The organism is Sphingopyxis sp. QXT-31, assembly GCF_001984035.1.
GTDB lineage: Bacteria > Pseudomonadota > Alphaproteobacteria > Sphingomonadales > Sphingomonadaceae > Sphingopyxis.
The window spans coordinates 2,346,802-2,371,731 of sequence record NZ_CP019449.1; the positions used below are offsets into that span (position 1 = coordinate 2,346,802).

24 protein-coding genes are annotated in these 24,930 nt (G+C 66.6%); 3 read left to right on the forward strand and 21 right to left on the reverse strand.

The window, feature by feature from the left end; all coding sequences use genetic code 11:
- Positions 1-72: 72 nt before the first annotated feature.
- The gene (gene sppA, locus BWQ93_RS11195; RefSeq protein ID WP_083720823.1) at positions 73-2,055 is read left to right on the forward strand and encodes a signal peptide peptidase SppA; all 1,983 of its coding nucleotides are present in this window, start codon (positions 73-75) and stop codon (positions 2,053-2,055) included.
- A 193-nt stretch (positions 2,056-2,248) separates the two neighbouring features.
- Here the strand turns inward: sppA and BWQ93_RS11200 are convergent, their stop codons facing one another.
- The 16 genes from BWQ93_RS11200 to BWQ93_RS11275 form a co-directional block, all read right to left on the reverse strand.
- Positions 2,249-3,151 carry an alpha/beta fold hydrolase gene (locus BWQ93_RS11200; RefSeq protein ID WP_077030618.1) on the reverse strand — a complete coding sequence of 301 codons (903 nt, stop codon included), beginning with the start codon at positions 3,149-3,151 and terminating at the stop codon, positions 2,249-2,251.
- A gap of 54 nt (positions 3,152-3,205) precedes the next feature.
- Positions 3,206-4,531: an oxygenase MpaB family protein gene (locus tag BWQ93_RS11205; RefSeq protein ID WP_077030619.1), complete on the reverse strand. Its 1,326-nt coding sequence runs from the start codon at positions 4,529-4,531 to the stop codon at positions 3,206-3,208.
- A gap of 46 nt (positions 4,532-4,577) precedes the next feature.
- On the reverse strand, positions 4,578-4,787 hold the full coding sequence (locus tag BWQ93_RS11210; protein WP_077030620.1) for a hypothetical protein: 210 nt from the start codon (positions 4,785-4,787) through the stop codon (positions 4,578-4,580).
- A gap of 102 nt (positions 4,788-4,889) precedes the next feature.
- Positions 4,890-5,516 carry a trimeric intracellular cation channel family protein gene (locus tag BWQ93_RS11215; RefSeq protein ID WP_077030621.1) on the reverse strand — a complete coding sequence of 209 codons (627 nt, stop codon included), beginning with the start codon at positions 5,514-5,516 and terminating at the stop codon, positions 4,890-4,892.
- Between the two features lie 9 nt (positions 5,517-5,525).
- Positions 5,526-6,863, reverse strand: a complete 1,338-nt coding sequence (locus BWQ93_RS11220; protein ID WP_077030622.1) for an amidohydrolase — start codon at positions 6,861-6,863, stop codon at positions 5,526-5,528.
- An 88-nt stretch (positions 6,864-6,951) separates the two neighbouring features.
- A complete protein-coding gene (locus tag BWQ93_RS11225; protein ID WP_077030623.1) occupies positions 6,952-7,806 on the reverse strand; it encodes a hypothetical protein in 855 nt (284 codons plus the stop codon).
- A 2-nt stretch (positions 7,807-7,808) separates the two neighbouring features.
- Complete coding sequence (gene lpdA, locus BWQ93_RS11230; RefSeq protein WP_077032346.1) at positions 7,809-9,206, reverse strand: dihydrolipoyl dehydrogenase; 1,398 nt, start codon at positions 9,204-9,206, stop codon at positions 7,809-7,811.
- Positions 9,207-9,209: 3 nt separating this feature from the next.
- Positions 9,210-9,572: a gamma-glutamylcyclotransferase family protein gene (locus BWQ93_RS11235; protein ID WP_077030624.1), complete on the reverse strand. Its 363-nt coding sequence runs from the start codon at positions 9,570-9,572 to the stop codon at positions 9,210-9,212.
- 13 nt (positions 9,573-9,585) lie between these two features.
- A complete protein-coding gene (gene odhB, locus BWQ93_RS11240) occupies positions 9,586-10,836 on the reverse strand; it encodes a 2-oxoglutarate dehydrogenase complex dihydrolipoyllysine-residue succinyltransferase (protein WP_077030625.1) in 1,251 nt (416 codons plus the stop codon).
- 20 nt (positions 10,837-10,856) lie between these two features.
- Positions 10,857-13,676: a 2-oxoglutarate dehydrogenase E1 component gene (locus tag BWQ93_RS11245; protein ID WP_077032347.1), complete on the reverse strand. Its 2,820-nt coding sequence runs from the start codon at positions 13,674-13,676 to the stop codon at positions 10,857-10,859.
- Between the two features lie 82 nt (positions 13,677-13,758).
- Positions 13,759-14,649 (reverse strand): succinate--CoA ligase subunit alpha, encoded by an 891-nt coding sequence (gene sucD / locus BWQ93_RS11250; RefSeq protein WP_058808860.1) that lies wholly within the window; start codon positions 14,647-14,649, stop codon positions 13,759-13,761.
- Positions 14,650-14,696: 47 nt separating this feature from the next.
- On the reverse strand, positions 14,697-15,341 hold the full coding sequence (locus BWQ93_RS11255) for a hypothetical protein (RefSeq protein WP_077030626.1): 645 nt from the start codon (positions 15,339-15,341) through the stop codon (positions 14,697-14,699).
- 64 nt (positions 15,342-15,405) lie between these two features.
- The gene (locus BWQ93_RS11260) at positions 15,406-15,867 is read right to left on the reverse strand and encodes a hypothetical protein (RefSeq protein WP_077030627.1); all 462 of its coding nucleotides are present in this window, start codon (positions 15,865-15,867) and stop codon (positions 15,406-15,408) included.
- Positions 15,860-16,822: a malate dehydrogenase gene (gene mdh, locus BWQ93_RS11265; protein WP_077030628.1), complete on the reverse strand. Its 963-nt coding sequence runs from the start codon at positions 16,820-16,822 to the stop codon at positions 15,860-15,862. The genes BWQ93_RS11260 and mdh overlap by 8 nt, the downstream gene beginning before the upstream one ends.
- 185 nt (positions 16,823-17,007) lie before the next feature.
- Entirely contained in the window at positions 17,008-17,412 is a 405-nt protein-coding gene (locus BWQ93_RS11270) for a hypothetical protein (protein ID WP_077030629.1), read from the reverse strand.
- On the reverse strand, positions 17,399-18,718 hold the full coding sequence (locus tag BWQ93_RS11275; RefSeq protein WP_077030630.1) for an eCIS core domain-containing protein: 1,320 nt from the start codon (positions 18,716-18,718) through the stop codon (positions 17,399-17,401). The genes BWQ93_RS11270 and BWQ93_RS11275 overlap by 14 nt, the downstream gene beginning before the upstream one ends.
- 165 nt (positions 18,719-18,883) lie before the next feature.
- On the opposite strand from BWQ93_RS11275, the gene BWQ93_RS11280 reads away from it, so the two are divergent.
- Complete coding sequence (locus BWQ93_RS11280) at positions 18,884-19,423, forward strand: phosphatase PAP2 family protein (RefSeq protein ID WP_077030631.1); 540 nt, start codon at positions 18,884-18,886, stop codon at positions 19,421-19,423.
- 47 nt (positions 19,424-19,470) lie between these two features.
- Positions 19,471-20,514: a polysaccharide deacetylase family protein gene (locus tag BWQ93_RS11285; RefSeq protein WP_077030632.1), complete on the forward strand. Its 1,044-nt coding sequence runs from the start codon at positions 19,471-19,473 to the stop codon at positions 20,512-20,514.
- 11 nt (positions 20,515-20,525) lie between these two features.
- Here BWQ93_RS11285 and zapE read toward each other — a convergent pair whose 3' ends face one another.
- The 5 genes from zapE to BWQ93_RS11310 form a co-directional block, all read right to left on the reverse strand.
- On the reverse strand, positions 20,526-21,644 hold the full coding sequence (zapE, locus tag BWQ93_RS11290; protein WP_077030633.1) for a cell division protein ZapE: 1,119 nt from the start codon (positions 21,642-21,644) through the stop codon (positions 20,526-20,528).
- On the reverse strand, positions 21,641-22,129 hold the full coding sequence (locus tag BWQ93_RS11295; RefSeq protein ID WP_077030634.1) for a PaaI family thioesterase: 489 nt from the start codon (positions 22,127-22,129) through the stop codon (positions 21,641-21,643). Before BWQ93_RS11295 ends, zapE begins: the two co-directional genes overlap by 4 nt.
- A complete protein-coding gene (locus tag BWQ93_RS11300; protein WP_077030635.1) occupies positions 22,126-23,106 on the reverse strand; it encodes an MBL fold metallo-hydrolase in 981 nt (326 codons plus the stop codon). Before BWQ93_RS11300 ends, BWQ93_RS11295 begins: the two co-directional genes overlap by 4 nt.
- Positions 23,106-23,888, reverse strand: a complete 783-nt coding sequence (locus BWQ93_RS11305; protein WP_077030636.1) for a succinate dehydrogenase iron-sulfur subunit — start codon at positions 23,886-23,888, stop codon at positions 23,106-23,108. The genes BWQ93_RS11300 and BWQ93_RS11305 overlap by 1 nt, the downstream gene beginning before the upstream one ends.
- Positions 23,889-24,051: 163 nt before the next feature.
- Complete coding sequence (locus BWQ93_RS11310) at positions 24,052-24,855, reverse strand: DUF3800 domain-containing protein (RefSeq protein ID WP_156878209.1); 804 nt, start codon at positions 24,853-24,855, stop codon at positions 24,052-24,054.
- Positions 24,856-24,930 lie beyond the last annotated feature (75 nt).

Below are 24,930 nucleotides of genomic sequence, written 5' to 3' on the forward strand. Positions count from 1 at the left end.
CGCCCCCTCCCCGCCGCCCGCCCGTCGAAGCGTGCATTGCCAACGCCGGGCCGCATCCCTAGGTTTGCGGGCATGAGCGACACTACGACCAACAATGATTCCGCCGGCCCCTGGGCGATCCCCGTGCGCCGCCCGCTACCCGGCGACGACAAGCCGAAGAGCACGACCAGCTTTCCGCGCAAGGTCTGGAACCTGCTCGTCGCGATCAAGGACGGGCTGGCGCTGATCTTCCTGCTGCTCTTCTTCGTGACGCTCTTCGGGCTGCTCGCCGGGCGTCCCAACGCCGGGCTGCCGGTCAGCGAAGGCGCGCTGCTGATCGAGCTCGACGGCATCGTCAGCGAACAGCCGGCCGAGATCGATCCCTTCGCCGCATTGTCGGGCGGCAATAATCTGAAGGAAGTCCGCGTCCGCGACGTCGTCCACGCGCTCGAAAGCGCCGCCGACGACAAGCGTGTCACCTCGGTCGTGCTCGACCTCGACCGCTTCCTCGGCGGCGGACAGGTGTCGCTCGCCGAGATCGGCGACGCGATCGACAAGGTGCGCGCCAAGAAAAAGCCCGTGCTTGCCTTCGCCACCGCCTACACCACCGACAGCTATCAGCTCGCCTCGCACGCGAGCGAGGTCTGGGCCGACCCGATCGGCGGCGTCGCCATCGCGGGACCCGGCGGCTCGCGCCTCTATTACAAGGGGCTGATGGATCGCCTCGGCGTCACCGCGAACATCTACCGCGTCGGCACCTTCAAGAGCGCGGTCGAGCCCTATCTGCGCGCCGACCAGTCGCCCGAGGCCGAGGCCGCGAACCTCGCCTATGCCGGGGCTTTGTGGGAGCAGTGGCTCGCCGATGTGAAGAAGGCGCGGCCCAAGGCGAAGATCGATCCCTTCATCGCCGACACCGGCGCCGCGGTGCGCGCGGCGGGCAACGACCTCGGCAAGGCGTCGCTCGACGCGGGGCTGATCGACAAGCTCGGCAGCCGCATGGCGTTCGCCAGCCGCGTCGCCGAGATCAGCGGCACCTATGACGACAGCCAGCCGTGGAATTATAACGCCATCCCCCTGGAAAACTGGGTTGCCGCCAATCCCCCGAAAGAGCCGGGCAGCGCAATCGCGGTCGTCCCGGTCGTCGGTGAGATCGTCGACGGCGAGGCGCCGAACGGCGTCGCGGGCGGCGAGACGATCGCGCAGCACATTCTCGACGCCGCAGCCGACGACAGCATCAAGGCGATCGTGCTGCGCGTCGATTCGCCGGGCGGTTCGGTGCTCGCCTCCGAACAGATCCGTCAGGCGCTGCTCGCGGCAAAGGCGAAGAAGCTGCCCGTCGTCGTCTCGATGGCGAATGTCGCGGCATCGGGCGGCTACTGGATCTCGACCCCCGCCGACCGCATCTTTGCCGAGCCCGACACAATCACCGGCTCGATCGGCGTCTTCGGCATCCTGCCCAGTTTCGAGCAGACGCTCGCCAAGGTCGGGGTGACCACCGACGGCATCGCGACGACGCCGCTGTCGGGCCAGCCCGACATCCTCGGCGGGGTCAATGCGGAGTTCAACGCGCTAGCGCAGGCCAGCGTCGAGGACATCTATGCGCGCTTCACCGGGCTCGTCGCAAAGAGCCGCAAGCAGCCGCTCGCCAAGGTCGAGGAAATCGCCGAGGGCCGCGTCTGGGCCGGTGGTACCGCGCGCCAGATCGGCCTCGTCGACCAGTTCGGCGGCCTGCCCGACGCGATCGCCGCCGCGGCGAAGCTCGCCAAGGTCGACGGCGAGGTCCACGCCAAATATTTCGAGAATGAGCCGAGCGAGTTTTCGAAGATGCTCGCCAAATGGACCGGCGCCGAGCAGCCCGAAGAGACGGCGGCGCTCCCGCGCGGCTGGTTCGGCATCGCGGCGATGAACCGCCAGATGGTCGAGCGCCGGGTGATCCAGGACCTGACCCTGCTGACCCAGGCGGGATCGGTGCAGGCCAACTGCCTCGACTGCCGCGCCTACCTCCCCGCGGTCCCGCGCCCGGGCAAGGCGGAGGCAAAGGGCTTTCTCGCTACGCTGGCGCTGCTGATGCGGTAAGGCGGCCACATTGGTCGCGCATGCCCGGGTGAATGTCGTCTTTGGGGTGGATTTAAGATATTCACCTATTTCCGTTCGTGTCGAGCGAAGTCGAGACACGTGAAGGGGGGCGCTTCCCACGCGTGTCTCGACTTCGCTCGACACGAACGGGCTTTATAGGGCGGTTCGTCCATAAACGCCCGATATCGGCCGCTCACGCCGCCACGGCATAATCCCGCGCATGCCCCACGACCGCATCAGCCAGCGTGTCGACCAGCGCGAGCGGCAGGTCGTGCCCCATGCCGGGGATCGTCAGCAGCCGCGCACCGGGGATGTTCGCCGCGGTGTCCTTGCCGCCCGCCAGCGGCACGAGCGGATCGGCCTCGCCATGGATCACCAGGGTCGGCGCCTTGATCGTCGCCAGCATCGCGCGGCGGTCGCCATCGGCGACGATCGCCGCCATCTGGCGTGCAACGCCCTGCGGATACCAGCCGCGCTCGAAATCATGGCGCACGCGGCGCTGCAACCGCTGCTCGGCCGCCGGATAGGCGGGACTGCCGATCACGCGCGCGGCGCGCACCGAATAGGCGATCATGGCCTCGGGATCGCCGCTCATCGGGCGGTTGGCGAGCACCGCCATCGCTTCCTTGTTGGCACGCGGCAGGCGGGGATTGCCGGTGGTCGACATGATCGACGTCAGCGACAGCACCCGATCGGGATAGCGCGCCGCGATATGCTGCGAAATCATGCCGCCCATCGATGCGCCGACGATATGCGCCTTGGCGATCCCCAGATGGTCGAGCAGGCCGATGCCGTCCGCCGCCATGTCGGCGAGCGTATAGGCCGGCCGGACGGGCAGCCGCAGCGCCGCCTTCACGAACATCCATTTGAGATTGGGCACGCCCGCGCTCTCGAAGCGTGTCGACAGCCCGACGTCGCGATTGTCGAAGCGGATGGTGCGAAAACCGTGCGCGACGAGCGCATCGACGAACTCGTCGGGCCACAGGGTCAGCTGCCCGCCCAGCCCCATCACCAGCAGGATGACGGGGGCATCCTTCGCGCCTTTGTCCTCATAGGTGAGCTTGATGCCGTTCACTTCTGCTTCGCCGATCGTCATATCCGCGCCTGCCCTTGTTGTTCGAATGTCAGTGTGCCGCACCCCGCGCCGCGGTCAAGCCGTTGCCGGGCGATATTGCGAAGCGTCGGAGCGGAACTCGGCATGGCCATAGCCCGCGAGCTGGCGCTCGATGCGGCGGATGAGGTCGCGGTCGGCGAGGCGGCGCACCCCGGGCAGCCGCGACGCCGCGCGATAGGCCGCCATGCGCCCCGCGACGCCGAGCATCGTCGCGCCATAGATCAGGTGATCGCGCTTGCCGACGGGCACCCCGACGCTCGCCGCACGCTCCTCGTCGCCGTTGAGGAAAGCCTTCACGAAAAACACCCGGCTCGCCGAACGTTCGAGCCGCCGCGTGAGGCGCCCCTTGGGCGACTCGTTCTTCGACAGCTCGGCCTCCATCGTCGCGCGCAGCAGCCCGCCGCAGATGCGGTCGTCATATTCGTAGCGGAGCGTCGCGCTGCGTGTGCGCCAGATACGCACGATCTCCTGCGGCGTGTCGGCGAGCAAATCCTCGGGCAGCCCGAGCAGGTAGCAGCGATAGCGGGCCAGCTCGACACGCCCCTGCTCCTCGCGGTTGAAGCTTGTGCGGCCCTTGGCCAGCACCTCCTGCGACAGGAAATAGATGGGGATCAGCCCCGCGGGCATCTGGTCGAGCTGCGGAATCGGCATGCCATAGGTCTCGACGTCCCACATCCCCGGGCGCGACAGCACGTTGACGCGCACCATCGAATGCATCAGCCGCACCATCGCCGCCGCCTTGAACCCGGGGCCGAAGCGCTCGAGCGCGTGCGGAAGCGCGGTGGTGGCGAAGAAGGTCGCGGTTTCCTTCACGCGCCGCGCCGCGGTCGCATGGCCGAGCGTGCCGGTCAGCGCCATCGGCAGCGCCGAATATTTGTTGAGGAAGGTCGCGATGAAGGCGCCGCGGATCAGGAAGGGCGCGAGGTTCGCAGTGGCGTTGCGCTCATAAGCGGCGCCCGCCTCGACCAGTTTCATGTCGAGCCAGTCGGGGACCACCTCCATCTCGGCGATCAGCGCCGCAAGCTCGGGCGGCGCTTCGGCGACCGCATCGATCCCCTTGTCGCACGCCTCAATCAGCATCGCGACGGTGCGCTGGAAGCCCAGCTTCGGCATCAGCGCTGCATAGGCGTCGCCGCTGCGGTCGCCGAGCATCGTATATTCGCGGATGCGCGCGACGAGGTCGTCGTCGCCCAGATAGTCGGCGCGATCGACCCCGCGCACGCGGCCGAGTTCGGTGACGTCCGCCGCCTCTGCCGCCCAGCGCTCGGGCGCGCGGTCGAAGTCGAAGCGGCCGAAGAGCTCAGGCAGCGCGACGGCCTGGTCGCGCACCCGGCGGGCGATGGTGCTGACATCCATGTTCATAAGCCGAACCTGCCACAGATTCGCGATTTGGCAAGCCCGCGGGGTTTCAGCTGGTGGCGGGCGCCGCTTCGGCTTCGGGCATCAGGCGATCGACGACGGTGCGCGCCGCCGCGAGCAGCCGGTCGCGCCAGATGACCAGCATCAGGACCGGCGGCATGACCAGCAGCATCGCCCCGGCGGTGCCCGACGCGTTGCAATCACCCGTGTAACCGGCCGGCGCGACCCCTGCGCCGAAGCTGATCAGCAGTATGTCCAAGGCCCCCACACGCCCCTTTCGCAGCGGGGCTAGGCGAGCCGGGTTAATCCTTTCCGACGGCTGATCGCGGTTAGGGACGCGGTCGTCCCGAAGCGGGACGGCTCAGCGCGCTAGGTCGCGATAGGCAGGCAGCGCGAGCGACCAGCGGATCGCCGCGCCGCGCAGGACGAAACCCGCGAGCGCGCCGCTGACCGCGGCGATCGGCGTCCCCACCCCCGCCCATAACAGCAGTAGGTAGAGCCCCGACGCGAGCGCCGCAGCGGTAACATAGATTTCGGGCCGCACGATGATCGACGGCACCCCCGCCAATATGTCGCGGATCGTGCCGCCGACGCAGCCGGTGATCACCCCCATCAGCAGCGCAGGCACCGGCGGCACGCCCCAGGCGAGCGCCTTCGCCGTGCCGAACACGGCGTAAGCCGCCAGCCCGACGGCGTCGGCCCATTCCAGAAGCTGCCCCTGCCACCAGCGCTCGGGGGTGACCCACACGACCAGCGCGATCGCGATGCACACCGCGGCGATCGCGCCGTCCTGCACCCAGAAGACCGGCGCGCCGATGAGCAGGTCGCGCACGCTGCCGCCGCCGACCCCGGTGACGAGCGCGAAGAACATCGCGGTCACGAGCGTCTGCCGCAGCCGCACCGCCATCAGCGCCCCCGACAGCGCGAACACCCCGATGCCGACGAGGTCGAGCAGCCGGACGAGCAGCAGATTGTCGAGGCCGAGCATCGGCGGGCGCTATTTCGCCGCGGGGCGGACGCCGCCGACGATCGACAGCGTGATCGCGGTCACCGCATTGCGAATCGCCGGCCCAGCCTGCGGCGCGAAAAAGGGCGAGTGGTTGGTCGGCGCAGGCTCGCCCTTTGCCTTCAGCGCGGCGAGCAGGGCGGGATCGTAACCGCCGATGCCGAAGAAGAGCGAGGGCACGCCCGCGTCGACGAACTCCGAATAATCCTCGCTGCCCGACATCGGCGCCGCGCTCGCGGGGGCGAAGACCAGCCCCTTGCCGAATACGGGAGTCAGCGCGTCGACCGCGGCCTTCGCCATCGTCTCGTCGTTGGTCAGCACCCCGGTGCCGGCAAGATAGCGGATCGTCGGTTCGGGGGCATTGCCCATCGCTGCCGCCGACTTCGCGACCCGCGCAGTGCCGTCCTGCAGCAATTTGCGCACCTCGGGCGACTGCGAGCGGAGGTTGACCTTCACTTCGGCGCTGTCGGGGATGATGTTGGGCGCGCTGCCCGCGTTGATCCCGCCGATCGTCAGCACGCCGAACGCCGCGGGATCCTTTTCGCGGCTGATCACCACCTGCGTGTCGGTGACGAAGCGCGCGGCGATCGGGATCGGGTCGATCGTCGCCGCGGGCATCGAGCCGTGCCCGCCGCGGCCATGGAAAATGATCGAATAGCTGTCGGACGCCGACGACCCCGCCCCCGCCTTGATCGCGACGACCCCCGACGGCAGGTTCGAGACATGCGCGGCAAAACCGAAGTCGGGCTTGGGGAAACGTGTGAACAGCCCATCGCCGAGCATCGCGCGCGCGCCCTCCAGCGATTCCTCGGCGGGCTGGCCGATCAGCATGACCGTTCCCGACCAGCTGTCGCGCATCGCCGACAGCGCCTGCGCGACCCCGACCAGATAGGCGACATGCGTATCGTGGCCGCAGGCGTGCATCACGGGAACGTCGCGCCCGTCATAGGTCGCGCGCGCCTTGCTCGCCCAGCCGAGGCCTGTCTTTTCCTCCATCGGCAGCGCGTCCATGTCGGCGCGTACGAGGATCGTGGGACCCTCGCCGTTCCTGAGGATCGCGACGACGCCGGTGCCGCCGACCTTCTCGGTCACGGTGAAGCCCTCCGCACGAAGATGCTTGGCGAGGATGCCCGCGGTGCGCACCTCCTGCATGCCGAGTTCAGGATTGGCATGGAGATCCTTGTAGATCGCCTCCAGCGCCGGATATTTTTTGTCGAGTAGCGCGGTCAGCCGAGCGCTCGCCGCGGCCATGTCGGGCGCCGCCTGCGCGCTTGTGGCGGACAGCGAGAGGGCAAGCGAAGCCGCTGCCCAGATTCCGTGCTTTGCCATCACCCTGTCTCCTCCTGCACTCGCCAGGTGCGGACCGGCGTTCGGATGTCCATCGATTTGCCGCCCGCCGCCGCCCGCGCGAGCGCTATCATCCCGCCTTGGAGGGCACAACGGGCATGCGCAGAAGGGCAAGAGCCAGCGCATAGCCAAGGATCGGCGATGCGCCGTAGCCGCCGAGCGGGACGGGATAGGCGCCGACCAACGACACAAGCATGAAGCCCCCGATCACCCCGGTCAGGGCCCTGGCCGCCCGGGGATTGCCGCTACGCGCGAACAGGGGTGCGGCGCAGGCAAAAAGGAGCGCGAGGCCAATCAGAAGCGCGAGCATCGCGTTGGCCGCGAAAGCGTCGGGCAGCACCCGCTCGACGAATTTTGCGGCAGCCAGCGGGTCGGGCCGAACCAGCGTTATCGCAATCGCGGTCATCGAGACGGCGGCACCGATTCCGGTGACCAGATGTTCTCCCCCGCCGGGGCGGGACAAGATAAAGCCCGCGGCCAGCGCGAGCGCCGCCGCAAAGTCGGGCTGTATGGCAAAGACAGTGGCCAGTACGATCACAGCGGCGAGTTGCATGCGACCGGAAAGATGCGGCATCAGGACGGCGATCGCCGGCAGAAACAGCATCCCCGCATGCAGGCGAACCGAACCAAGCGGAAGCCAGCGCCTTATGCCTTCAAGATCGAATCCGCTCACCAGCGTCGCCGCGATACCGGCGACGCCAAGCACGACGGCCCCTATCGCCGCGCGTTCGTTCATCCGGCCCGCCGGAAACGCGACGACGAGGACCAGCCCGAGCAGGAGCGCCAGTCCATTCAACGCGATATAGGTCGACGGCGCGCCGCCGAGCAGGAAGAAGAGCATCCCGCTCGCGGTCGCGACGACGAGCGCTGCCGCGCCGACCCATGGCACCGGCCGCGTTTCGGTCGTCGGCGTCGTGAAGCTCATCGTCAGATGTGGATCGGCTTGCCCGTCACCGCCATCGCCGCTTCCTTTACCGCTTCGCTGTGCGTCGGGTGCGCGTGGCAGGTGTAGGCGATGTCTTCCGACGTCGCGCCGAATTCCATCGCCTGCGCGGCCTGCGCGATCATCGTGCCCGCGACGCTGGCGATGATCCACACGCCCAGCACGCGGTCGCTGTTCGCATCTGCGATCACCTTCACGAAGCCGTCGGGTTCGTGATTGGTCTTGGCGCGGCTGTTGCCCGCCATCGGGAATTTGCCGACCTTGATCTCGCCGCGCTCCTTCGCCTGCTCTTCGGTCAGGCCGACGCCGGCGATCTCGGGCAAGGTATAGACCACCGACGGAATGACGTCGTGATTCACGATGCCGGTCAGCCCCGCGATATTCTCGGCCACCGCAATGCCCTCGTCCTCGGCCTTGTGCGCGAGCATCGGGCCGGGGATGACGTCGCCGATCGCCCAGATGCCGGGGACCTGCGTCGAGAAATCATGGTCGGTTTCGATCTGCCCGCGTGCGTTGACCGCGAGGCCCGCCTTGTCGAGCGCCAGCCCCTCGGTGTTCGGACGCCGCCCGATCGACACCAGCACGACATCGGCCTCGAGCGTCTCGGCCTCGCCGCCCGCGGCAGGCTCGAGCGTGAGAATGGCCTTCTTGCCCTTCACTTCGGCCTGGGTGACCTTGGTCTTGAGCTTGAATTCGATGCCCTGCTTCTTGAAGATGCGGTTCGCGTCCTTGCGCACGTCGGCGTCCATGCCGGGCAGGATCTGGTCGAGATACTCGACGCAGGTCACCTTGGCGCCCAGGCGCCGCCAGACGCTGCCGAGTTCGAGCCCGATCACGCCGCCGCCGATCACGACCATATGGCCGGGAACCTTGGCGAGTTCGAGCGCGCCGGTCGAATCGACGATAATCTGCTTGTCGTTATCGACCTCGACGCCGGGCAGCGGAGTGACCGACGAGCCGGTGGCGATGACGATATTCTTGGCGCGATAGCTCTTGCCCGCGACCTCGACACTGTCCTTGCCGGTGAATTGCGCATAACCTTTGAGCCAGTCGACCTTGTTCTTCTTGAACAGGAATTCGATGCCGCCGGTCAGCCCCTTGACCGCGTCGAGGCGCTGGCCGTGCATCGCGGGCAGGTTGAGCTTGGGGGTCACGTCGATCCCCATCTTCGCCATCGCGCCGTTCGCGGCCGCATCGAAATATTCGGACGCGTGGAGCATCGCCTTCGACGGAATGCAGCCGACGTTGAGGCAGGTGCCGCCGAGCGTCTCGCGCCCTTCGACGCAGGCGGTCTTGAGGCCCAGCTGCGCCGCGCGGATCGCCGCGACATAACCGCCGGGACCGGCACCAATGACGAGGACGTCGTAGTCGTAATCAGCCATCATTCACTCCATCTCGAGCCCCGGTGCCGCGACATAGACCCAGGCACTTTCGCCCGATTCCAGTGCGACGCGCCGCCGCTCATAATCTTCGGCCTGATAGATATCGGCCGCGTCGAGTTCTTCCCTGGTAAGCCAATATAGGGTGCCCGTGACCCGCTGCGAACCTTCGTCGTCGGGAACGAGCACCGGATAATGGCTTTCACCGCTTATCCGCACCACTTCGGGGTCGGCGTTGACGATCCGGCGGAGCCGGAACCCGGTGAGCGCATCGGCCGAACCCGCGAGCAAGCGGCCGAATTGTTCGCACTGCACGTCGGGATACTGGAGCGTGCCGTAGGAGAACAAAGGCTCGGTCGCGTCGCTCACGCCGCTTTCCCTATCAGAGGTCGATCAGCAGCCGCGTCGGATCCTCGATCGCTTCCTTGATCGTCTTGAGGAAGGTCACCGCCTCGCGGCCGTCGACCAGGCGGTGGTCGTAGCTCATCGCGAGATACATCATCGGGCGGATCACGATCTCGCCGTTGCGCACGACCGGGCGGTCCTCGATGCGGTGGAGGCCGAGCACCGCCGACTGCGGCGGGTTGATGATCGGGGTCGACATCAGGCCGCCGAACACCCCGCCGTTCGAGATGGTGAAGGTGCCGCCGGTCATGTCGTCCATGGTCAGCGTGCCTTCCTTGGCGCGCTTGCCGAGGTCGGCGATCGCTTTCTCGATCTCGGCGAACGACAGGCTGTCGGCGCCCCGCACGACGGGCACGACGAGGCCGTTGGGCGCGCTGACCGCGACCGACACGTCGAGATAATTGTGATAGACGATCTCGTCGCCCTCGATGCGTGCGTTCACCGCAGGGATGTCGTGCGCGGCGAGCGCGACCGCCTTGGTGAAGAAGCTCATGAAGCCGAGGCGCACGCCATGCTTCTTCTCGAAGCTTTCGCGATATCTGTCGCGCGTCGCCATCACCGCCGACATGTCGACGTCGTTGAACGTCGTCAGCATCGCCGCGGTGTCCTGCGCGGCCTTGAGCCGCTTGGCGATCGTCTGGCGGAGGCGCGTCATCTTGACGCGCTCTTCCTGACGGCCGGGTGCCGATGCGGCAGGCGCGGGCGGAGCGGCGGCAGGCGCCGGCGCGGGCGCCGCGGCCGGGGCGTTGTTCGCGGCGGCGAGCACGTCTTCCTTGGTCAGGCGGCCGTCCTTGCCCGTGCCCTTGATCTTGCTGGGGTCGAGACCATGCTCGAGCACGAGGCGGCGCACCGCTGGCGACAGCGTGGTGACCCCGTCGCCGGCGTCTTCGGCGGCGGACGCAGGCGCGCTGGCGGCCGGCGCGGGCGCCGCCGCTTCGGCCTTGGCGGGAGCCGGCGCCGGAGCGGCGGCGACGGGCGCAGCGGCCGCGCCGCCGGCCTCGACCGTCGCGATCGTCGCGCCGACATTGACCGTGTCGCCGACCGCGGCGAGCTGCTGCCCCATTACCCCGGCAACGGGCGACGGCACTTCGACCGCAACCTTGTCGGTCTCCAGACTGGCGATCGGCTCGTCGAGCGCGACCGCCTCGCCGGGCTTCTTCAGCCACTCGCCGATCGTCGCTTCGGTGACGCTTTCGCCCAGCGTCGGGACTTTGACTTCGGTGCTCATCGCTCTTTCCTTTGGGGCGCTTATTTATTCTTGGTACGGCGGATTTCAGCGCGGACGCTCAGGCCCAGCGCGTCGGCGACCAGCGCCGACTGTTCGGTCTGGTGGCGGCTCATCAGGCCGGTCGCGGGCGACGCCGCGGCGGCACGGCCGGCATAGCGCGGACGCATGCCCTTCTTGTCGGCCTTGGTCAGCGCCTCTTCGATGAAGGGTTCGACGAAGGACCAGCTGCCGTTGTTGCGCGGCTCTTCCTGCGCCCAGACGACGTCCTCCAGCTTCGGCAAACGCTTCAGGCGCACAGTGAGCGGCTCGCCCGGGAAGGGGTAGAGCTGTTCGAGGCGGATCACCGTCGTATCGGTCAGCCCTGCGGCATCGCGCGCCTCGATCAGGTCGTAGCCGACCTTGCCCGAGCAGAGCACGACGCGCTTGATGTCGGCATCGGCGGGCGGGGTGCGGTCCGACATGATACGGCGGAAATGCGCGTCGCCGATGAAGTCCGAGCGCTGCGACACCGCCAGCTTGTGGCGGAGCAGCGACTTGGGCGTCATGATGATCAGCGGCTTGCGGAACGGGCGCAGCATCTGTCGGCGCAAGACGTGGAAATAGTTCGACGGAGTCGAAATATTGCACACCTGGATATTGTCGCCGGCGCACAGCTGGAGGAAGCGTTCGAGGCGCGCCGAGCTATGCTCGGGGCCCTGGCCTTCATAGCCGTGCGGCAGCAGCATCACGAGGCCATTGGCGCGCAGCCACTTGGCTTCGCCCGACGCGATGAACTGGTCGATCATGATCTGCGCGCCATTGGCGAAGTCGCCGAACTGCGCTTCCCAGAGCACGAGGCTCTTCGGATCGGCCATCGCATAGCCATATTCGAAGCCGAGCACGCCATATTCGGAAAGCGGGCTATCGAGCACTTCGAAGCGGCCGTGCGGCACGGTGGTCAGCGGCACATATTTTCGCTCGGTCTTCTGATCGACCCACACGGCATGGCGCTGGCTGAAGGTGCCGCGGCCCGAATCCTGCCCCGACAGGCGGACCTGATAGCCTTCGCTGAGCAGGGTGCCGAAGGCGAGGCTTTCGGCGGTCGCCCAGTCGAACACTTCCGTGTCGCTCTTGTCGGCGAACATCGCGGCGCGCGCGTCGATCACGCGGCGCAGCGTCTTGTGCACCTCCAGGTCGTCGGGGACCGTCGTCATGATCCGACCGATCGAGTCGAACAATTTCTCGCTCACCCCGGTCGCGATGTTGCGGCGGGCGTTTTCGGGATCGGCGGGGGCGTGCAGCCCCGACCAGCGCCCGGCGAACCAGTCGGCCTTGTTCGGCTTGTAGCTCTTCGCCGATTCGAAATCTTCCTCGAGCCGTGCGACAAACTCGGCGCGGCGGGCGTCGGCCCAGCCGGCGTCGATCACGCCCTCGGCCTCCAGCTTGGCGGCGCAAATCTGCGACACCGGCGGGTGCTGGCGGATGATGCCGTACATGAGCGGCTGGGTGAACGAAGGCTCGTCGCCCTCGTTATGGCCGAAGCGGCGATAGCACCACATGTCGATCACGACGTCGCGCTTGAAGCGCTGGCGGAAGTCGATCGCGAGCTTGCACGCGAACGTCACCGCCTCGGGATCGTCGCCGTTGACGTGCAGGATCGGCGCCATCACGCCCTTCGCGACGTCCGACGGATAGGGCGACGAGCGTGCGAACTGCGGGCTGGTCGTGAAACCGATCTGGTTGTTGACGATGAAATGGATGCAGCCGCCGGTGTTGTAGCCGCGGATGCCCGAGAAGCCGAGGCATTCCCACACGATCCCCTGCCCCGCGAAGGCCGCGTCGCCGTGGATCAGCACGGGCAGCACCTGCTCATGCTTGTCGAGGTCGTCGCGCACGACCTGCTGCGCGCGCACCTTGCCGAGCACGACGGGATCGACCGCCTCGAGGTGCGAGGGATTGGGGACCAGCGACATATGCACCGACGCGCCGCCGAACTCGCGGTCGGTCGAGGTGCCGAGGTGATATTTGACGTCGCCCGAGCCGCCGACATCGTCGGGGTTGGCGCTGCCACCCGCGAATTCGTGGAAGATCACCCGGTATGGCTTGGCGAGCACGTTCGCGAGCATGTTCAGGCGCCCTCGGTGCGCCATGCCATAGACGATTTCCTTCACGCCATATTGGCCACCATATTTGATGATGGCTTCCATTGCGGGGATCATGCTCTCGCCGCCGTCGAGGCCGAAGCGCTTGGTCCCAACATATTTGCGCGCGAGGAATTTCTCCCATTCCTCGGCCTCGATCACCTTGTTCAGGATGGCGCGTTTGCCCTCGACCGAAAATTCGATGATCTTGTCGGCGCCTTCCATGCGTTCCTGCAGGAACTGGCGCTCCTCGATGTCGGCGATATGCATATATTCGAGGCCGACATTGCCGCAATAATTGGCGCGCAGGATCGCCACGATTTCGCGGATCGTCGCTTTCTCGAGTCCCAACGCGCCGCCGATGAAGATCGGGCGGTCCTGGTCGGCGCCGACGAAGCCATGATATTCGGGGGTGAGGTCGGCGGGCAGCTCGCGCGTGCTGAGCCCCAGCGGGTCGAGATTGGCCGCGAGATGCCCGCGCACGCGATAGGTGCGGATCAGCATCATCGCGCGGATCGAATCATTCGCGGCGCGCTCGACCTCGGCGTTCGACAAAGGCGCGCCGGCTTTCGCGGCCGCCGCCTTCACCGCGACCTGCATCTGCTGGGGGTCAAGCGCGGCGGTCAGGTCGTCGCTGTCGACTTGCGGCCAGTTCTTCGGCGCCCAGCTGGGGCCGGCCTGCGGCTCGTCGATATCGAAGCTCTGTCTCTCGAGGTTCATCTGCTTTTCCACGGGGAGGTAGGGGGTGGTTATATATGGGAGCGGGAGGCCCGCCGGCAAAGGGTGCCGGCGGGCCGTCCGGTCAGACGCGTTCCTTCAGCACTTCGACCAGGGTCGTGCCGAGTTCGGACGGGCTTGCCGACACCTTGATGCCCGCGGCTTCCATCGCCGCGATCTTGCTTTCGGCGTCGCCCTTGCCCCCCGACACGATCGCGCCGGCGTGGCCCATGCGGCGGCCCGGAGGCGCGGTGCGGCCCGCGATGAAGCCCGCCATCGGCTTCTTGCGGCCGCGCTTGGCCTCGTCGATCAGGAACTGCGCGGCCTGCTCCTCCGCGTCGCCGCCGATTTCGCCGATCATGATGATCGACTTGGTCGCCTCGTCGGCGAGGAAGAGTTCGAGCACGTCGATGAAGTTGGTGCCGTTGACCGGGTCGCCGCCGATGCCGACCGCGGTGGTCTGGCCGAGGCCCGCGTTGGTGGTCTGGAACACCGCCTCATAGGTAAGCGTGCCCGAGCGCGAGACGACGCCGACGCTGCCCTTCGAGAAGATGCTGCCCGGCATGATACCGATCTTGCACTCGCCCGGCGTCAGCACGCCGGGGCAGTTCGGGCCGATCAGACGCGATTTCGAACCCGAAAGGGCGCGCTTCACCTTGACCATGTCGAGCACCGGAATGCCCTCGGTGATGCAGACGATCAGCTCCATCTCGGCGTCGATCGCCTCGAGGATCGAGTCGGCGGCGAACGGCGGCGGGACATAGATGCAGCTCGCGGTCGCGCCGGTCGCGGCCTTCGCTTCCTCGACGGTGTTGAAGTTGGGCAGGCCGATGTGCGTCGTGCCGCCCTTGCCGGGGGTCACGCCGCCGACCATCTGGGTGCCGTAAGCGAGCGCCTGTTCGGTGTGGAAGGTCCCCGTGGCGCCGGTCATGCCTTGCGTGATGACCTTGGTATTCTTGTCGACGAGAATGGACATTGTTCAGTTAACTCCGTGGATTTGGCCACAGGGACGGCCAGGGTTGGTCAGGACGCCTTCTTTCTTTCGAGAAGGGCCAGGTGAATGCGATGCTCGCTGCCACGCGACAGCGAACGGGCGAAAAGGACACGCTCATGCGTCGGCGCCGAGCCGGCGAAGATCCAATAAGGGCGGGTCGTGTCGTTGGGCTTGCCGTCGGGGCCGAACATCTCGGCATAATTGGCGGGCTTGCCGTAACGCGCGGTGAGCACCGGGAAGAGCTCGGCCGCGGGATAGTTGGTCGCGGTCGACACCGTCAGCACGCATTGCGGGTTGGGCGAGAAGAAGACGTCCTTGGCAACGCCGAGCGAATGATCCTCGCCCTGCCAGCCGCCCAGATCGACCTCGCCCGAGGCCATCGCCATCATGCTCGGCATATATTGCCCGCCCCAATCAGCGGTGCCCGCGATGATAGGGTTGACCCGCAGCTTGTCGAAATCGGTCTTCATGCACAGCATGTCGAACCCGTCGACGATCTGCTGCGGCGTGCGGGGACCGGCTTTCAGCGCCTCGACGGGCGCGCCCTCGACCGCGAGCCCCGACAGGCCGCCGCCGGGATTGACCCACATGATGTCGGGCGCCGCGAGCGCGGGCGACGCAAAGGCCAGCAGCGCGGCACCGGCCGCGAGGGTGCGGATGACGGAAATGTTCATGTCCACTCCTTTCCTTCGCGACCCATATCCATCGTGCCCCACAACCTGCGAGGCGACGATATTGCTACTTGCCGACCCGCGGGCCGACCGCCAGACGAACCGCCGGCGCATCCTTCGAACCCGTTCTGGCGATCATCACCGGGTGGCCTTCCGCCATGAAGCTGGCCTCGCCCTTCTTGTCGAACTTGATGCCCTGCCATGCCGATACGAGTTCGTCGAACGCCGCCGCGCTTTCCAACTTGGCGACGACCGCACACATGCCATTGTCGCCTTGACCGCCGACGATGATCAGCGGGGCGCGGGTGACGTGCCCGAATATCTTCGGATCGGCGCTCGGCTTTCCATCGATATCGGCCAGCTTCCAGCCGAGCGGTTCGAGCTTGCCGGCATCGACCCCGTCAGCGGTCGCAACGAAGCAATCGTTGTAGCTCTCATAGATATCCGGCAGCGGCGCCACCGGAACCTTCGCTACGGCAATCGGCGCGAGGCCGATTGCCGCCGCAGCGACGAGCAGCGCTTTAAGCAAGGCTCGGGTCCAGGCCTTTGCACGCTTCGAGCAGTTCCTTGACCGCGTCGACCGAGACCTGCAGGCCGGCCTTGTCCTCGGCATCGAGTTCGATCTCGACGATCTTCTCGACGCCGCCGGCGCCGATCAGCACCGGTACGCCGACATAGAGGCCATCGAGGCCGTACTGGCCGTCGACATAGGCGGCGCAGGGCAGGATGCGCTTCTGGTCGCCGAGGTAAGCTTCGGCCATCGCGATGCCGCTGGCGGCGGGCGCGTAGAAGGCCGAGCCGGTGCCGAGCAGCGCCACGATCTCGCCGCCGCCGCCGCGGGTGCGCTTGACGATCGCGTCGATCTTATCCTGCGACGACAGGCCCATCTTGACGAGGTCGGGAACGGGGATGCCGTTCACAGTCGAATAACGCACGACGGGGACCATCGTGTCGCCATGGCCGCCGAGCACGAAGGTGTTCACATCCTTCACCGACACGTCGAATTCGTCGGCGATGAAATGGCTGAAGCGCGCCGAGTCGAGCACGCCGGCCATGCCGACGACCTTGTTATGCGGCAGCCCCGAGAATTCGCGCAGCGCCCAGACCATGGCGTCGAGCGGATTGGTGATGCAGATGACGAAGGCGTCCGGAGCGTTCGCCTTGATGCCCTCGCCGACGGCCTTCATGACCTTGAGGTTGATGCCGAGCAGGTCGTCGCGGCTCATGCCCGGCTTGCGCGCGACACCCGCGGTGACGATGATGACGTCGGCGCCGGCGATGTCCTTATAGTCGTTCGAGCCGGTGATCTTCGCATCGAAGCCCGCGATCGGACCGACCTGCGACAGGTCGAGCGCCTTGCCCTGCGGCACGCCTTCGACCACGTCGAACAGAACGACATCGCCCAGTTCCTTCTGCGCCGCGAGCAGCGCCAGCGTTCCGCCGATATTCCCGGCTCCGATCAAAGCGATTTTCTTGCGTCCCATGGCGCGCGGCACTCCCTTCGTGGCAAGCCCGGCGATGAAGCACAAAACCGGCCGGCGCACGGGCTAAAGCGCAGGCTGGTCCCTAGACTGGGCGCCGCCCTACGCCGATTCCCTTAAGGAAACAACCGCGAAAAGGGCTAAAATCCGGGTTTTTATGCAAATAGTTCGCAATAGCTATAGACCGGCTAAATCGCCGCAATATCCCCGCTCCGAAGGCGATGGTCGAGCCAGCTTCGCCAATCTGCAACCCGGGCCGCGGCACCGGGTTCCCCGCCGTCATCGATCGCGGGGCCCATCATCGCCGACCAGAAATCGCGCCAGCGGATTTCATGCGCAAAATCGTCCCAGCCCTTCCCGCGCCGAAAGCCGAACAGCTCCATCGTCACCATTTCCAAGACATGCGCCGCGCGCATCCTCGTGTCTTCGGAAGAGCTGACGAGCAAGGGGATCAGGCCCGGCAACGCCGCCTCGCCGATGTCGATCAGCGCCTCGGTCGCCGGGGTCGATTCGGCGTGCAGCAGATCGGGCTCGGCGTCGATCGCGGCGATCAGGTCGGCGAGCGCGGCCGCATCAATGTCACGGATTTGCATAGAATTTGTTGAAGACGGCGATCGCCGAGCGGAAGGTGGCGGAGGGCTGGAAATGTTCGGCCGTCGTCGTCAAGGCCGCCGTGCCCGCGGCGTCGTTCGTGAACCCCCAGTCGACGCAGCCCAGATAAGTGCCGGTATCGGCGCAGCGCGCGCAGGTCTCGAACTCGAAAACATAGTTGGCAGGCCCCTGCGGGGCGTCGAACAGCGAGGCCGCCTGGCCGGTGGTTCCGTCGAAGCTGCCGTCGCGCGACCGATGGGAGTTGGGGGCATGGTCGCGATAATAGATCGAACAGGCGTTGCCCTTGCTGCATTTGGCGGCAAAATGGTCGACGAAAAAATTGCCGACGATCCCGTTCTTCTTGTCCGCCTTCGTTTTCACCTTGTCGCGGTTCCGCTCGGCGGTGCCCGCGAATTTATGGTCAGCGCCGCCCGTGGCATAAACGCGGACGACCTGCACCAGCCGGATCGTGCTGCATTTCGGGCATTTGGCGTTCGGCGTGAAACTCACCGTGCCCGAGACCTTGCCGGCCCCCGGGAACATGGCGACCGCCATGTCGCCGAATTTGAGCGGCGGCATCGGCGTCCCGAGCACCTCGTTGTTGCAATAATCCTCGCTGCGCGGTCCCATGATGCGCATGCAGTCGAGGAGATTGGTTGCCTCGCGATAGGGCAGGGTGCCGCCCATATTGCCCGGCTGGTCTTCGAGGCCACGTTGTGGCTCGCGGCGCAGCACACCGCCCTGCGGCTGAATCACATGCGCCAGTTCGTGCGCCAGCAAGCGGCGGCCCTCGCCCGTCCCCGGCCGATATTCGCCGCGCGCAAAGGCGATGTCGCTGCCCAGCGTGAACGCGCGCGCCGCGACCGATTGCGACGCAGCGTCGGCCGCGGCGCCATCATGGATGCGCACCCCCGACAGATCGCGGCCGAAGCGCGGTTCGAAAAAGGCGCGTTCGCTTGCGGGCAGCGCCGTTCCCGCCCCGAGCCCCGACAGCGCCTTTTGCGCCTGCGGCCCGGCGGGCGCCCGGCCTGCTCGGCCCGCCCCGGCGGCTTCACGCCGGATGGTGGCGCCGGTCGACGTTCCGACCGTCGCCGGCACCGGCGCGGCGCCCGCGCCCATGACCCGGTCGGCCGCGGCATCGGCTGCACGCTCGGCAGGGTCGTTGGCGGCCCCGATGACCAGCGGCTCGCGCGACGGCACGTCGGCGAGCGAGCTCAAGGGCGACCAGGCCGCCCGGGGTGGCGCCGGTTGCGGCGCGGCCGCCATGCTGTTGACACGCTGTTTGCGCCGGATCGCGCGCCGATACATGGCACTTCGCCTTTCGACTCGACGGACATGTTGCGGGGCAAATATAGCCGCGATTGCGGCCAAAGGCATTGGACCGATCCGCCACAGTCGCATTGGGCGTCCGATTGCGTTATGCAGCCGTCATCGAGGCGTCACAAACGCCTGCAGCAAAGGCGAGGCAAATCCATGCGTTACCCCCTGACCCTCACCGGAGCCGCGCTTGCACTGACCCTCGCCTCCCCCGCACAGGCGAGCGAAAAGGGCTGGGACGACGCCGGCACCGTCGCCAAGAACGCGCTCGTCGTCGTCGCCTTCGGCGTGCCCGCGGTGCAGGGCGACTGGGGGGGAGTGCTCGAGGCGGGGGGCAGCATCGGCGGCACGATCCTGATCACCCAGGGGCTGAAGGAAGCCTTCCCCTCGCGCCGCCCGGACGGCAGCGACAACAAGAGCTTCCCTTCGGGCCACACCTCGACCAGCTTCGCCGCGGCGGCGACCTTGCACAACCGCTATGGCTGGGAGGCCGGCCTGCCCGCCTATGTCGTCGCGTCGTTCGTGGGCCTCAGCCGTGTCGAGGCGCGCAAGCACCGCGTCGGCGACGTGCTCGTCGGCGCGGCGATCGGCACCGCGACGGGGCATCTGATCACCACCAAGGCCGACGACCGCGTGCAGATTTTCCCGTGGGGCAGCACCAACGGCGCCGGGGTGGACGTCACCCTGCGCTTCTGAGCGGCGATTAACCCTCCCTATACCCTGCGTCTGCTAGGCTCGCGGGGATGACGCGGGCAATCATCAGTTTCGACACCGAATTGTCGGCGGGCCTCTATCAACGGGGCGCCGACGCGCGCGCCAATTTCGAAAGCTCGATCCTCGGCCGCTGCCGCGAGGGCGATTATGGCATCCACTTCCAGATGGACATGCTCGAGCGCCACGGGCTGACCGGGGTCTATTTCGTCGATCCGATGCCCGCATTGGTCTATGGCCCCGAGATCGTCGACGCGATCGTCGAGCCGATCCTGGCGCGCGGGCACGAGGTCCAGCTCCATATCCACACCGAATGGCTGGCCTTCGCGCGCTTCAATCCGGTGGGGCGCCACACCGGCCGCAACATCGGCGACTTCCCGCTCGCGGCGCAGAAGAAGCTCATTGGCCTCGCGCGCGACATCCTCGTCGGCGCGGGCGCGCCCAGGCCGACCGCGTTTCGCGCGGGCAATTTCGGCGCCAACGACGATACGCTGTGCGCGCTCGCGGCGCTGGGCTTCCGCTTCGACAGCAGCTTCAACGGCGCCTGGCGGGCGCATGGCTGCGCGATCTCGCTCGACCCCGGCAACCTCGCGATGCGCGAACATCAGGGGGTGGTCGAAGTTCCGGTCAGCGGGCTGATGGACCGCGTGGGCAGCTTTCGTCCCGCGCAGCTCTGCGCGATGTCGGAAGAGGAGATGCGCGATGCGCTGGGTCACAGCGCGGCGAGCGGCGCGATTCAATTCTCGGCCTTCAGCCACAGTTTCGAACTCCTGAGCCGCGACCGCGCCGTGCCCAACGGCCTGGCCATCGCGCGGATGGAGGCGCTCTGCCGCGCCGTCGCCGAGGACGCGCGCGTGACCAGCGGCGGCTTTGCGACGCTGCCCGCGCCGCCCGCTCGCGCGCCGAGGATCGAGCTGGCCGCGCCAAAGCCGCTGCGCACGCTCCGCCGCACGGTCGAGCAGGCGGTCGGGCATGTCTTGCACGAGATAGGCTATGTCCGCGACCTGATCACGGTAACGATCAACTCGTCGCGCTGGGGCAAGATCACCGGCGGCGTGCTGCTGGTCTTCGCCTGAGCGAACGCCCCCTAGGCCTCGTCCTGCCCATGGCCCAGCGCCAGATAATCGTCGGACTGCATTTCGGAGAGGCGGCTTGCGGTGCGCTCGAATTCGAACGCCCCGTCGCCCGCGACATATAAGGCGTCGGGCTCGGACGCGGCGCTCGCGAGCAATTTGACCTTATATTCGTAGAGCGCGTCGACCAGCGTCACGAAGCGCGCCGCCTCGTTGCGGTTCTCCGGCCCCATGCGCGGGATGCCGACGAGGATGACGGTGTGGAAATGCCGCGCGACCGCCAGATAGTCCGACGCGCCGCGCGCCTCGCCGCAAAGCTTCTTGAACGAAAACACCGCGACGCCCTTCAGCGCCTTGGGCACATGAAGGATGCGGCCGCCGCCAAGCTCGAGGTCGAGCGTAGGGACATGCGCGCGGTCCTCGGGCGGATAGTCGGTGAGGCGGAAAAAGGCCGCCGACAGCGCCGCGCTGGCCGTATCGTCGCCGGGCACGAACCAGCGCGCGCCATCGCCCAGCCGGTCGCGGCGATAATCGGTCGGACCATTGAGCCCCATCACGTCGAGCTTCGCCTCGACCAGCGCGATGAAGGGCAGGAAATGCTCGCGGTTGAGCCCGTCCTTGTAGAGATCCTTCGGCGGCCGGTTCGAGGTCGCGACCACGGTCACGCCCTTGTCGATCAGCGCGGTGAAAAGGCGTGAGAGGATCATCGCGTCGGCGCTATTGTTCACCACCATCTCGTCGAAGGCGAGGCAGCGGACATTCTCGACCAGCGCCGCCGCGACTTGCGGGATCGGATCGCCGCTCTCGGTCTTCCTGACCTCGCGCATCCGCGCATGGACGTCGATCATGAAGGCGTGGAAATGCACGCGCCGCTTCCGCTCGATGGCGAGCTGGTCGTAGAAGAGGTCCATCAGCATCGACTTTCCGCGCCCGACCGCGCCCCACAGATAGACGCCGCGCGGCGCCTCGGGCTTGCGCCCCGCGATGCGCCACAAGAGGCTGCCGCGCGGCGGCACCGCCTCGAGCTCTTCCTGCAACCGGTTCAGCCGCTCGGCAGCCGCGCGCTGCTCGGCATCGGGCTGAAGCTCGCCGCCCGCGACCAGCGCGTCATAGGCTGCGAGCACGCCTGTCATTTGCTCGCCTTGCGGATCGTACCGGCGAAGGTCAGCACGATATGCTCGTCGCGCTCGCCCTGCACGACCAGCCCGCGCAGGAAGATCAGCCGCCCGGTCTCGCGCACCAGCTCGACGATGGCGTCGAGCGGCTCGCCGAGCCGGCCCGCGCCGACGAACTGCGTCGACAGGTCGAGCGTCACCGAATGGCCGGCGTTGAGCGAGCCGAACTGGTGCGACGCCGCGAACAGCGCGATGTCGACGAGCGCCAGCGTCACCGCGCCATGGACATTGTCGCCGAGGTTGCTGTGCTTGCGCTCGGGGATCATCCGCACCCGCGCCTGCGGGCGCCCGTCAGTTGTGTCGGGCTCGACGCGCACCGACAGCGGTTCGATGAAGGCATTGAAACGGCTCGGGTCCTTGAGGTTCCAGCTGACCCAGCCGCCTTCCAGTTCCTCGGCACTGAAATTGTCGCGGCGCTTGGGTTCCTCGATGCCGTCGTTCATGCGCTGCAATATCCGTCCAGTTTCCCCGAGCGTATCCGCCCGGCATAAGAGAGAGCCATCGCCCCCGCGAGCGAAGTATCGGGCCCGATCCAGCGCGCCGCGTCCTTCAGCCAGCCGCCCGAACAGGCCTCAAGCGCGCCCTGCCCCTGCGCGCAAGCGATAAAATCGGCGAAGGCGCTTTTCCACGCGCCGAACTCTGCCATGTCCATGATCGGGCCGTGGCCGGGAACGACCTGTTCGGCGCCCGACGCGGCGACTTCGCCCAGCGCCTTCAGCCAGCCTTCGGGGCAGGCGGTGTCGAGGAAGGGCACCGGCACGGTGACGAGGTCGCCGACGATCGCACGCTTCTCGGCGGCGTCGTAGATCCAGAGGTCGCGCTCGGTAACCGCGCGGTGCGCGACGCGCAGCGACAGCGGCCGCCCCGCGATCGCCATGTCGCGCGATTCGTCGACGATCACGTCGGGCCGCAGCTCGGCCCCGCGGGCGATCGTCGCGAGGTCGCCCTCGATATCCGCCCGCGCGCCGATCGGGATATTATTCTCGGCGATCGCCTTGCGGTACGATTCGGCAGTCCGTGCGAGGAAGGTCGCGAGCGCGCCGTCGATCGCCGAGGTCGCATAGACCTCGATCTCCGGAAAAGCGGCCTTGAGTTCGGGATTGCCGCTGACATGGTCGAGATGCCAATGCGTGTTGACGACCGCGACGGGCGGCATGCCGATCCCGCTCAGCCCGCGCTTGATCGACGCGAGATGCTCGGGATGGCGCCCCGTATCGATCACGAAGGCGCCCTCGGGGCCGTAGAGGATCAGGCTGTTGCCGTCGGGCTGGCTGAAGGGCTGGAAGCTGCCGCCGACGAGGAAGGTCGCGCCGCCGATGCCATGCGCATAGGTGCGCGGCATGTCCTCATAGACGACCTTCGGATTGGCCGCGCAGCCCGCTAGTGCCAGCGCCAATAGCGCTGGCAGCCAGCCGCGCATCAGACCTGCCGCTCGGCTTCCAGTTTCTTGATCTCGGCGATCGCGCGCGCCGGGCTCAGCCCCTTGGGACACGCGTTCGAGCAGTTCATGATCGTGTGGCAGCGATAGAGGCGGAAGGGATCCTCCAGCTCGTCGAGCCGCTCGCCGGTCATCTCGTCGCGGCTGTCGGCGAGCCAGCGATAGGCCTGGAGCAGGATCGCCGGGCCCAGGAACTTGTCGCTGTTCCACCAATAGCTGGGGCAGCTCGTCGAGCAGCAGGCGCAGAGGATGCACTCGTAGAGGCCGTCGAGCTTTTCGCGCTCGGCGGGCGACTGCAGCCGCTCCTTGCCGCTCGGCGTCGTCGTCTTGGTCTTCAGCCAGGGCTCGATCGAGGCATATTGCGCGTAGAAATGCGTGAAGTCGGGGACCAGGTCCTTGATCACATCCATCGACGGCAGCGGGGTGATGCGGATGTCGCCCTTCAGATCCTCGATCGCGGTGGTGCAGGCGAGGCCGTTCTTGCCGTTCATGTTCATCGAACAGCTGCCGCAGATGCCCTCGCGGCACGAGCGGCGGAAGGTCAGCGTCGAATCCTGCTCGCTCTTCATCTTGATCAGCGCGTCGAGCACCATCGGTCCGCATTTGTCGGTGTCGATCTCGAAGGTGTCGAAATGGGGGTTCTGGCCCTTGTCGGGGTCGTAGCGATAGACTTTGAACGTCTTGACGTTGGTCGCGCCCACCGCCTTGTGGGTCTGGCCGCCCTTGGTCGGGCGGCTGTTCTTGGGCAGGCGAAATTCGGCCATGTCGCTGGCTCCCCTGATGCAGTCGGGGTCGGACTAGACCCGTTGCGCGGCGGGGGCAAGAGGGTGGATGGCGCGAAACATATATCCTTCTCCCTCGATGGGAGAAGGATACGAAGCCTTATCGCGCAGCGTTGCTTCGTACCGAACGGAATGGCGCTCCTGGCTAGATCCTTCCGGCGTTGATCAGGACGTCGCGAAAATCTGTAAGGGTCTCGCGAGTGTGGTCGATCCGTGTATCTTGCAACCGCAGTAACGCCGCAAAATCCTTCCGCCGGTCAAGCTCTCCTCTCATAATGCGGGTGAACTCCTGATTGGTATACCAGGCCAGCATGTCAGCCGCTTGCAACGGCTTGACCTTTCTTTTGTCTTCGAAAGCGTGCGAGATATATCGGTAGTCCGCCGTAGCAGCCGGGTTAGAAAGAAGCTCCGATACGAATCCATCGGCATCGCCCTTGTGCTTGTAGCCATCCTCGAAAAAGTAAGCGATGTCGCCGACATAGCCGGTAGTCTCTATCCAGTGCCGGACAATATTCATGCAGCCCATCAAGGCGTAGCTGTAGGCGGATGGTGCTCGCGGATAGTCTTTGAAGATGTCTTGGTAATCGTCGAGATTGATACTCGCGGCGCAAGCCTTGAGGGCGCGTCGCTTGATGTTGGCACGGAGGAGGTCCTGTGCCTTGATCCTCTGCGCCATCGAGAGACTGGCATATTCGCCATTCCCGTTTGCGCAGTCAGTTTGGTGAAAGTGGCTTAATCCCAGCCTGTCGAGATGCTTTTTCGCATCGCGAGAGAATCGCATCGATTGCTCGGATTTGAATAAAAAGCCGGCCACGGTAATCACGCGCGGTCGCGAAACTTGCCCCTCGCTTTCGTCAAAATATGCTTCGACCAGCATTAATTGCGAGCCGCCGTTTGGCAGCGCTGCATAAAGTAGGGCCTTTGTGATTTTCCGATCAAGGGCATCCACTTATCACCTACAATCGCGATTGGGTATGCGAAACGCGATTCCTTTATCAAGTTAGAAGCGCGGAGAAGCTTCCTT

Bases quoted from the DNA above. Each gene is read 5' to 3' on its own strand.
- sppA (WP_083720823.1), top strand. From the start codon at position 73: ATGAGCGACACTACGACCAACAATGATTCCGCCGGCCCCTGGGCGATC.
- BWQ93_RS11200 (WP_077030618.1), bottom strand. From the start codon at position 3,151: ATGACGATCGGCGAAGCAGAAGTGAACGGCATCAAGCTCACCTATGAG.
- BWQ93_RS11205 (WP_077030619.1), bottom strand. From the start codon at position 4,531: ATGAACATGGATGTCAGCACCATCGCCCGCCGGGTGCGCGACCAGGCC.
- BWQ93_RS11215 (WP_077030621.1), bottom strand. From the start codon at position 5,516: ATGCTCGGCCTCGACAATCTGCTGCTCGTCCGGCTGCTCGACCTCGTC.
- BWQ93_RS11220 (WP_077030622.1), bottom strand. From the start codon at position 6,863: ATGGCAAAGCACGGAATCTGGGCAGCGGCTTCGCTTGCCCTCTCGCTG.
- BWQ93_RS11225 (WP_077030623.1), bottom strand. From the start codon at position 7,806: ATGAGCTTCACGACGCCGACGACCGAAACGCGGCCGGTGCCATGGGTC.
- lpdA (WP_077032346.1), bottom strand. From the start codon at position 9,206: ATGGCTGATTACGACTACGACGTCCTCGTCATTGGTGCCGGTCCCGGC.
- odhB (WP_077030625.1), bottom strand. From the start codon at position 10,836: ATGAGCACCGAAGTCAAAGTCCCGACGCTGGGCGAAAGCGTCACCGAA.
- BWQ93_RS11245 (WP_077032347.1), bottom strand. From the start codon at position 13,676: ATGAACCTCGAGAGACAGAGCTTCGATATCGACGAGCCGCAGGCCGGC.
- sucD (WP_058808860.1), bottom strand. From the start codon at position 14,649: ATGTCCATTCTCGTCGACAAGAATACCAAGGTCATCACGCAAGGCATG.
- BWQ93_RS11255 (WP_077030626.1), bottom strand. From the start codon at position 15,341: ATGAACATTTCCGTCATCCGCACCCTCGCGGCCGGTGCCGCGCTGCTG.
- mdh (WP_077030628.1), bottom strand. From the start codon at position 16,822: ATGGGACGCAAGAAAATCGCTTTGATCGGAGCCGGGAATATCGGCGGA.
- BWQ93_RS11270 (WP_077030629.1), bottom strand. From the start codon at position 17,412: ATGCAAATCCGTGACATTGATGCGGCCGCGCTCGCCGACCTGATCGCC.
- BWQ93_RS11275 (WP_077030630.1), bottom strand. From the start codon at position 18,718: ATGTATCGGCGCGCGATCCGGCGCAAACAGCGTGTCAACAGCATGGCG.
- BWQ93_RS11280 (WP_077030631.1), top strand. From the start codon at position 18,884: ATGCGTTACCCCCTGACCCTCACCGGAGCCGCGCTTGCACTGACCCTC.
- BWQ93_RS11285 (WP_077030632.1), top strand. From the start codon at position 19,471: ATGACGCGGGCAATCATCAGTTTCGACACCGAATTGTCGGCGGGCCTC.
- zapE (WP_077030633.1), bottom strand. From the start codon at position 21,644: ATGACAGGCGTGCTCGCAGCCTATGACGCGCTGGTCGCGGGCGGCGAG.
- BWQ93_RS11295 (WP_077030634.1), bottom strand. From the start codon at position 22,129: ATGAACGACGGCATCGAGGAACCCAAGCGCCGCGACAATTTCAGTGCC.
- BWQ93_RS11300 (WP_077030635.1), bottom strand. From the start codon at position 23,106: ATGCGCGGCTGGCTGCCAGCGCTATTGGCGCTGGCACTAGCGGGCTGC.
- BWQ93_RS11305 (WP_077030636.1), bottom strand. From the start codon at position 23,888: ATGGCCGAATTTCGCCTGCCCAAGAACAGCCGCCCGACCAAGGGCGGC.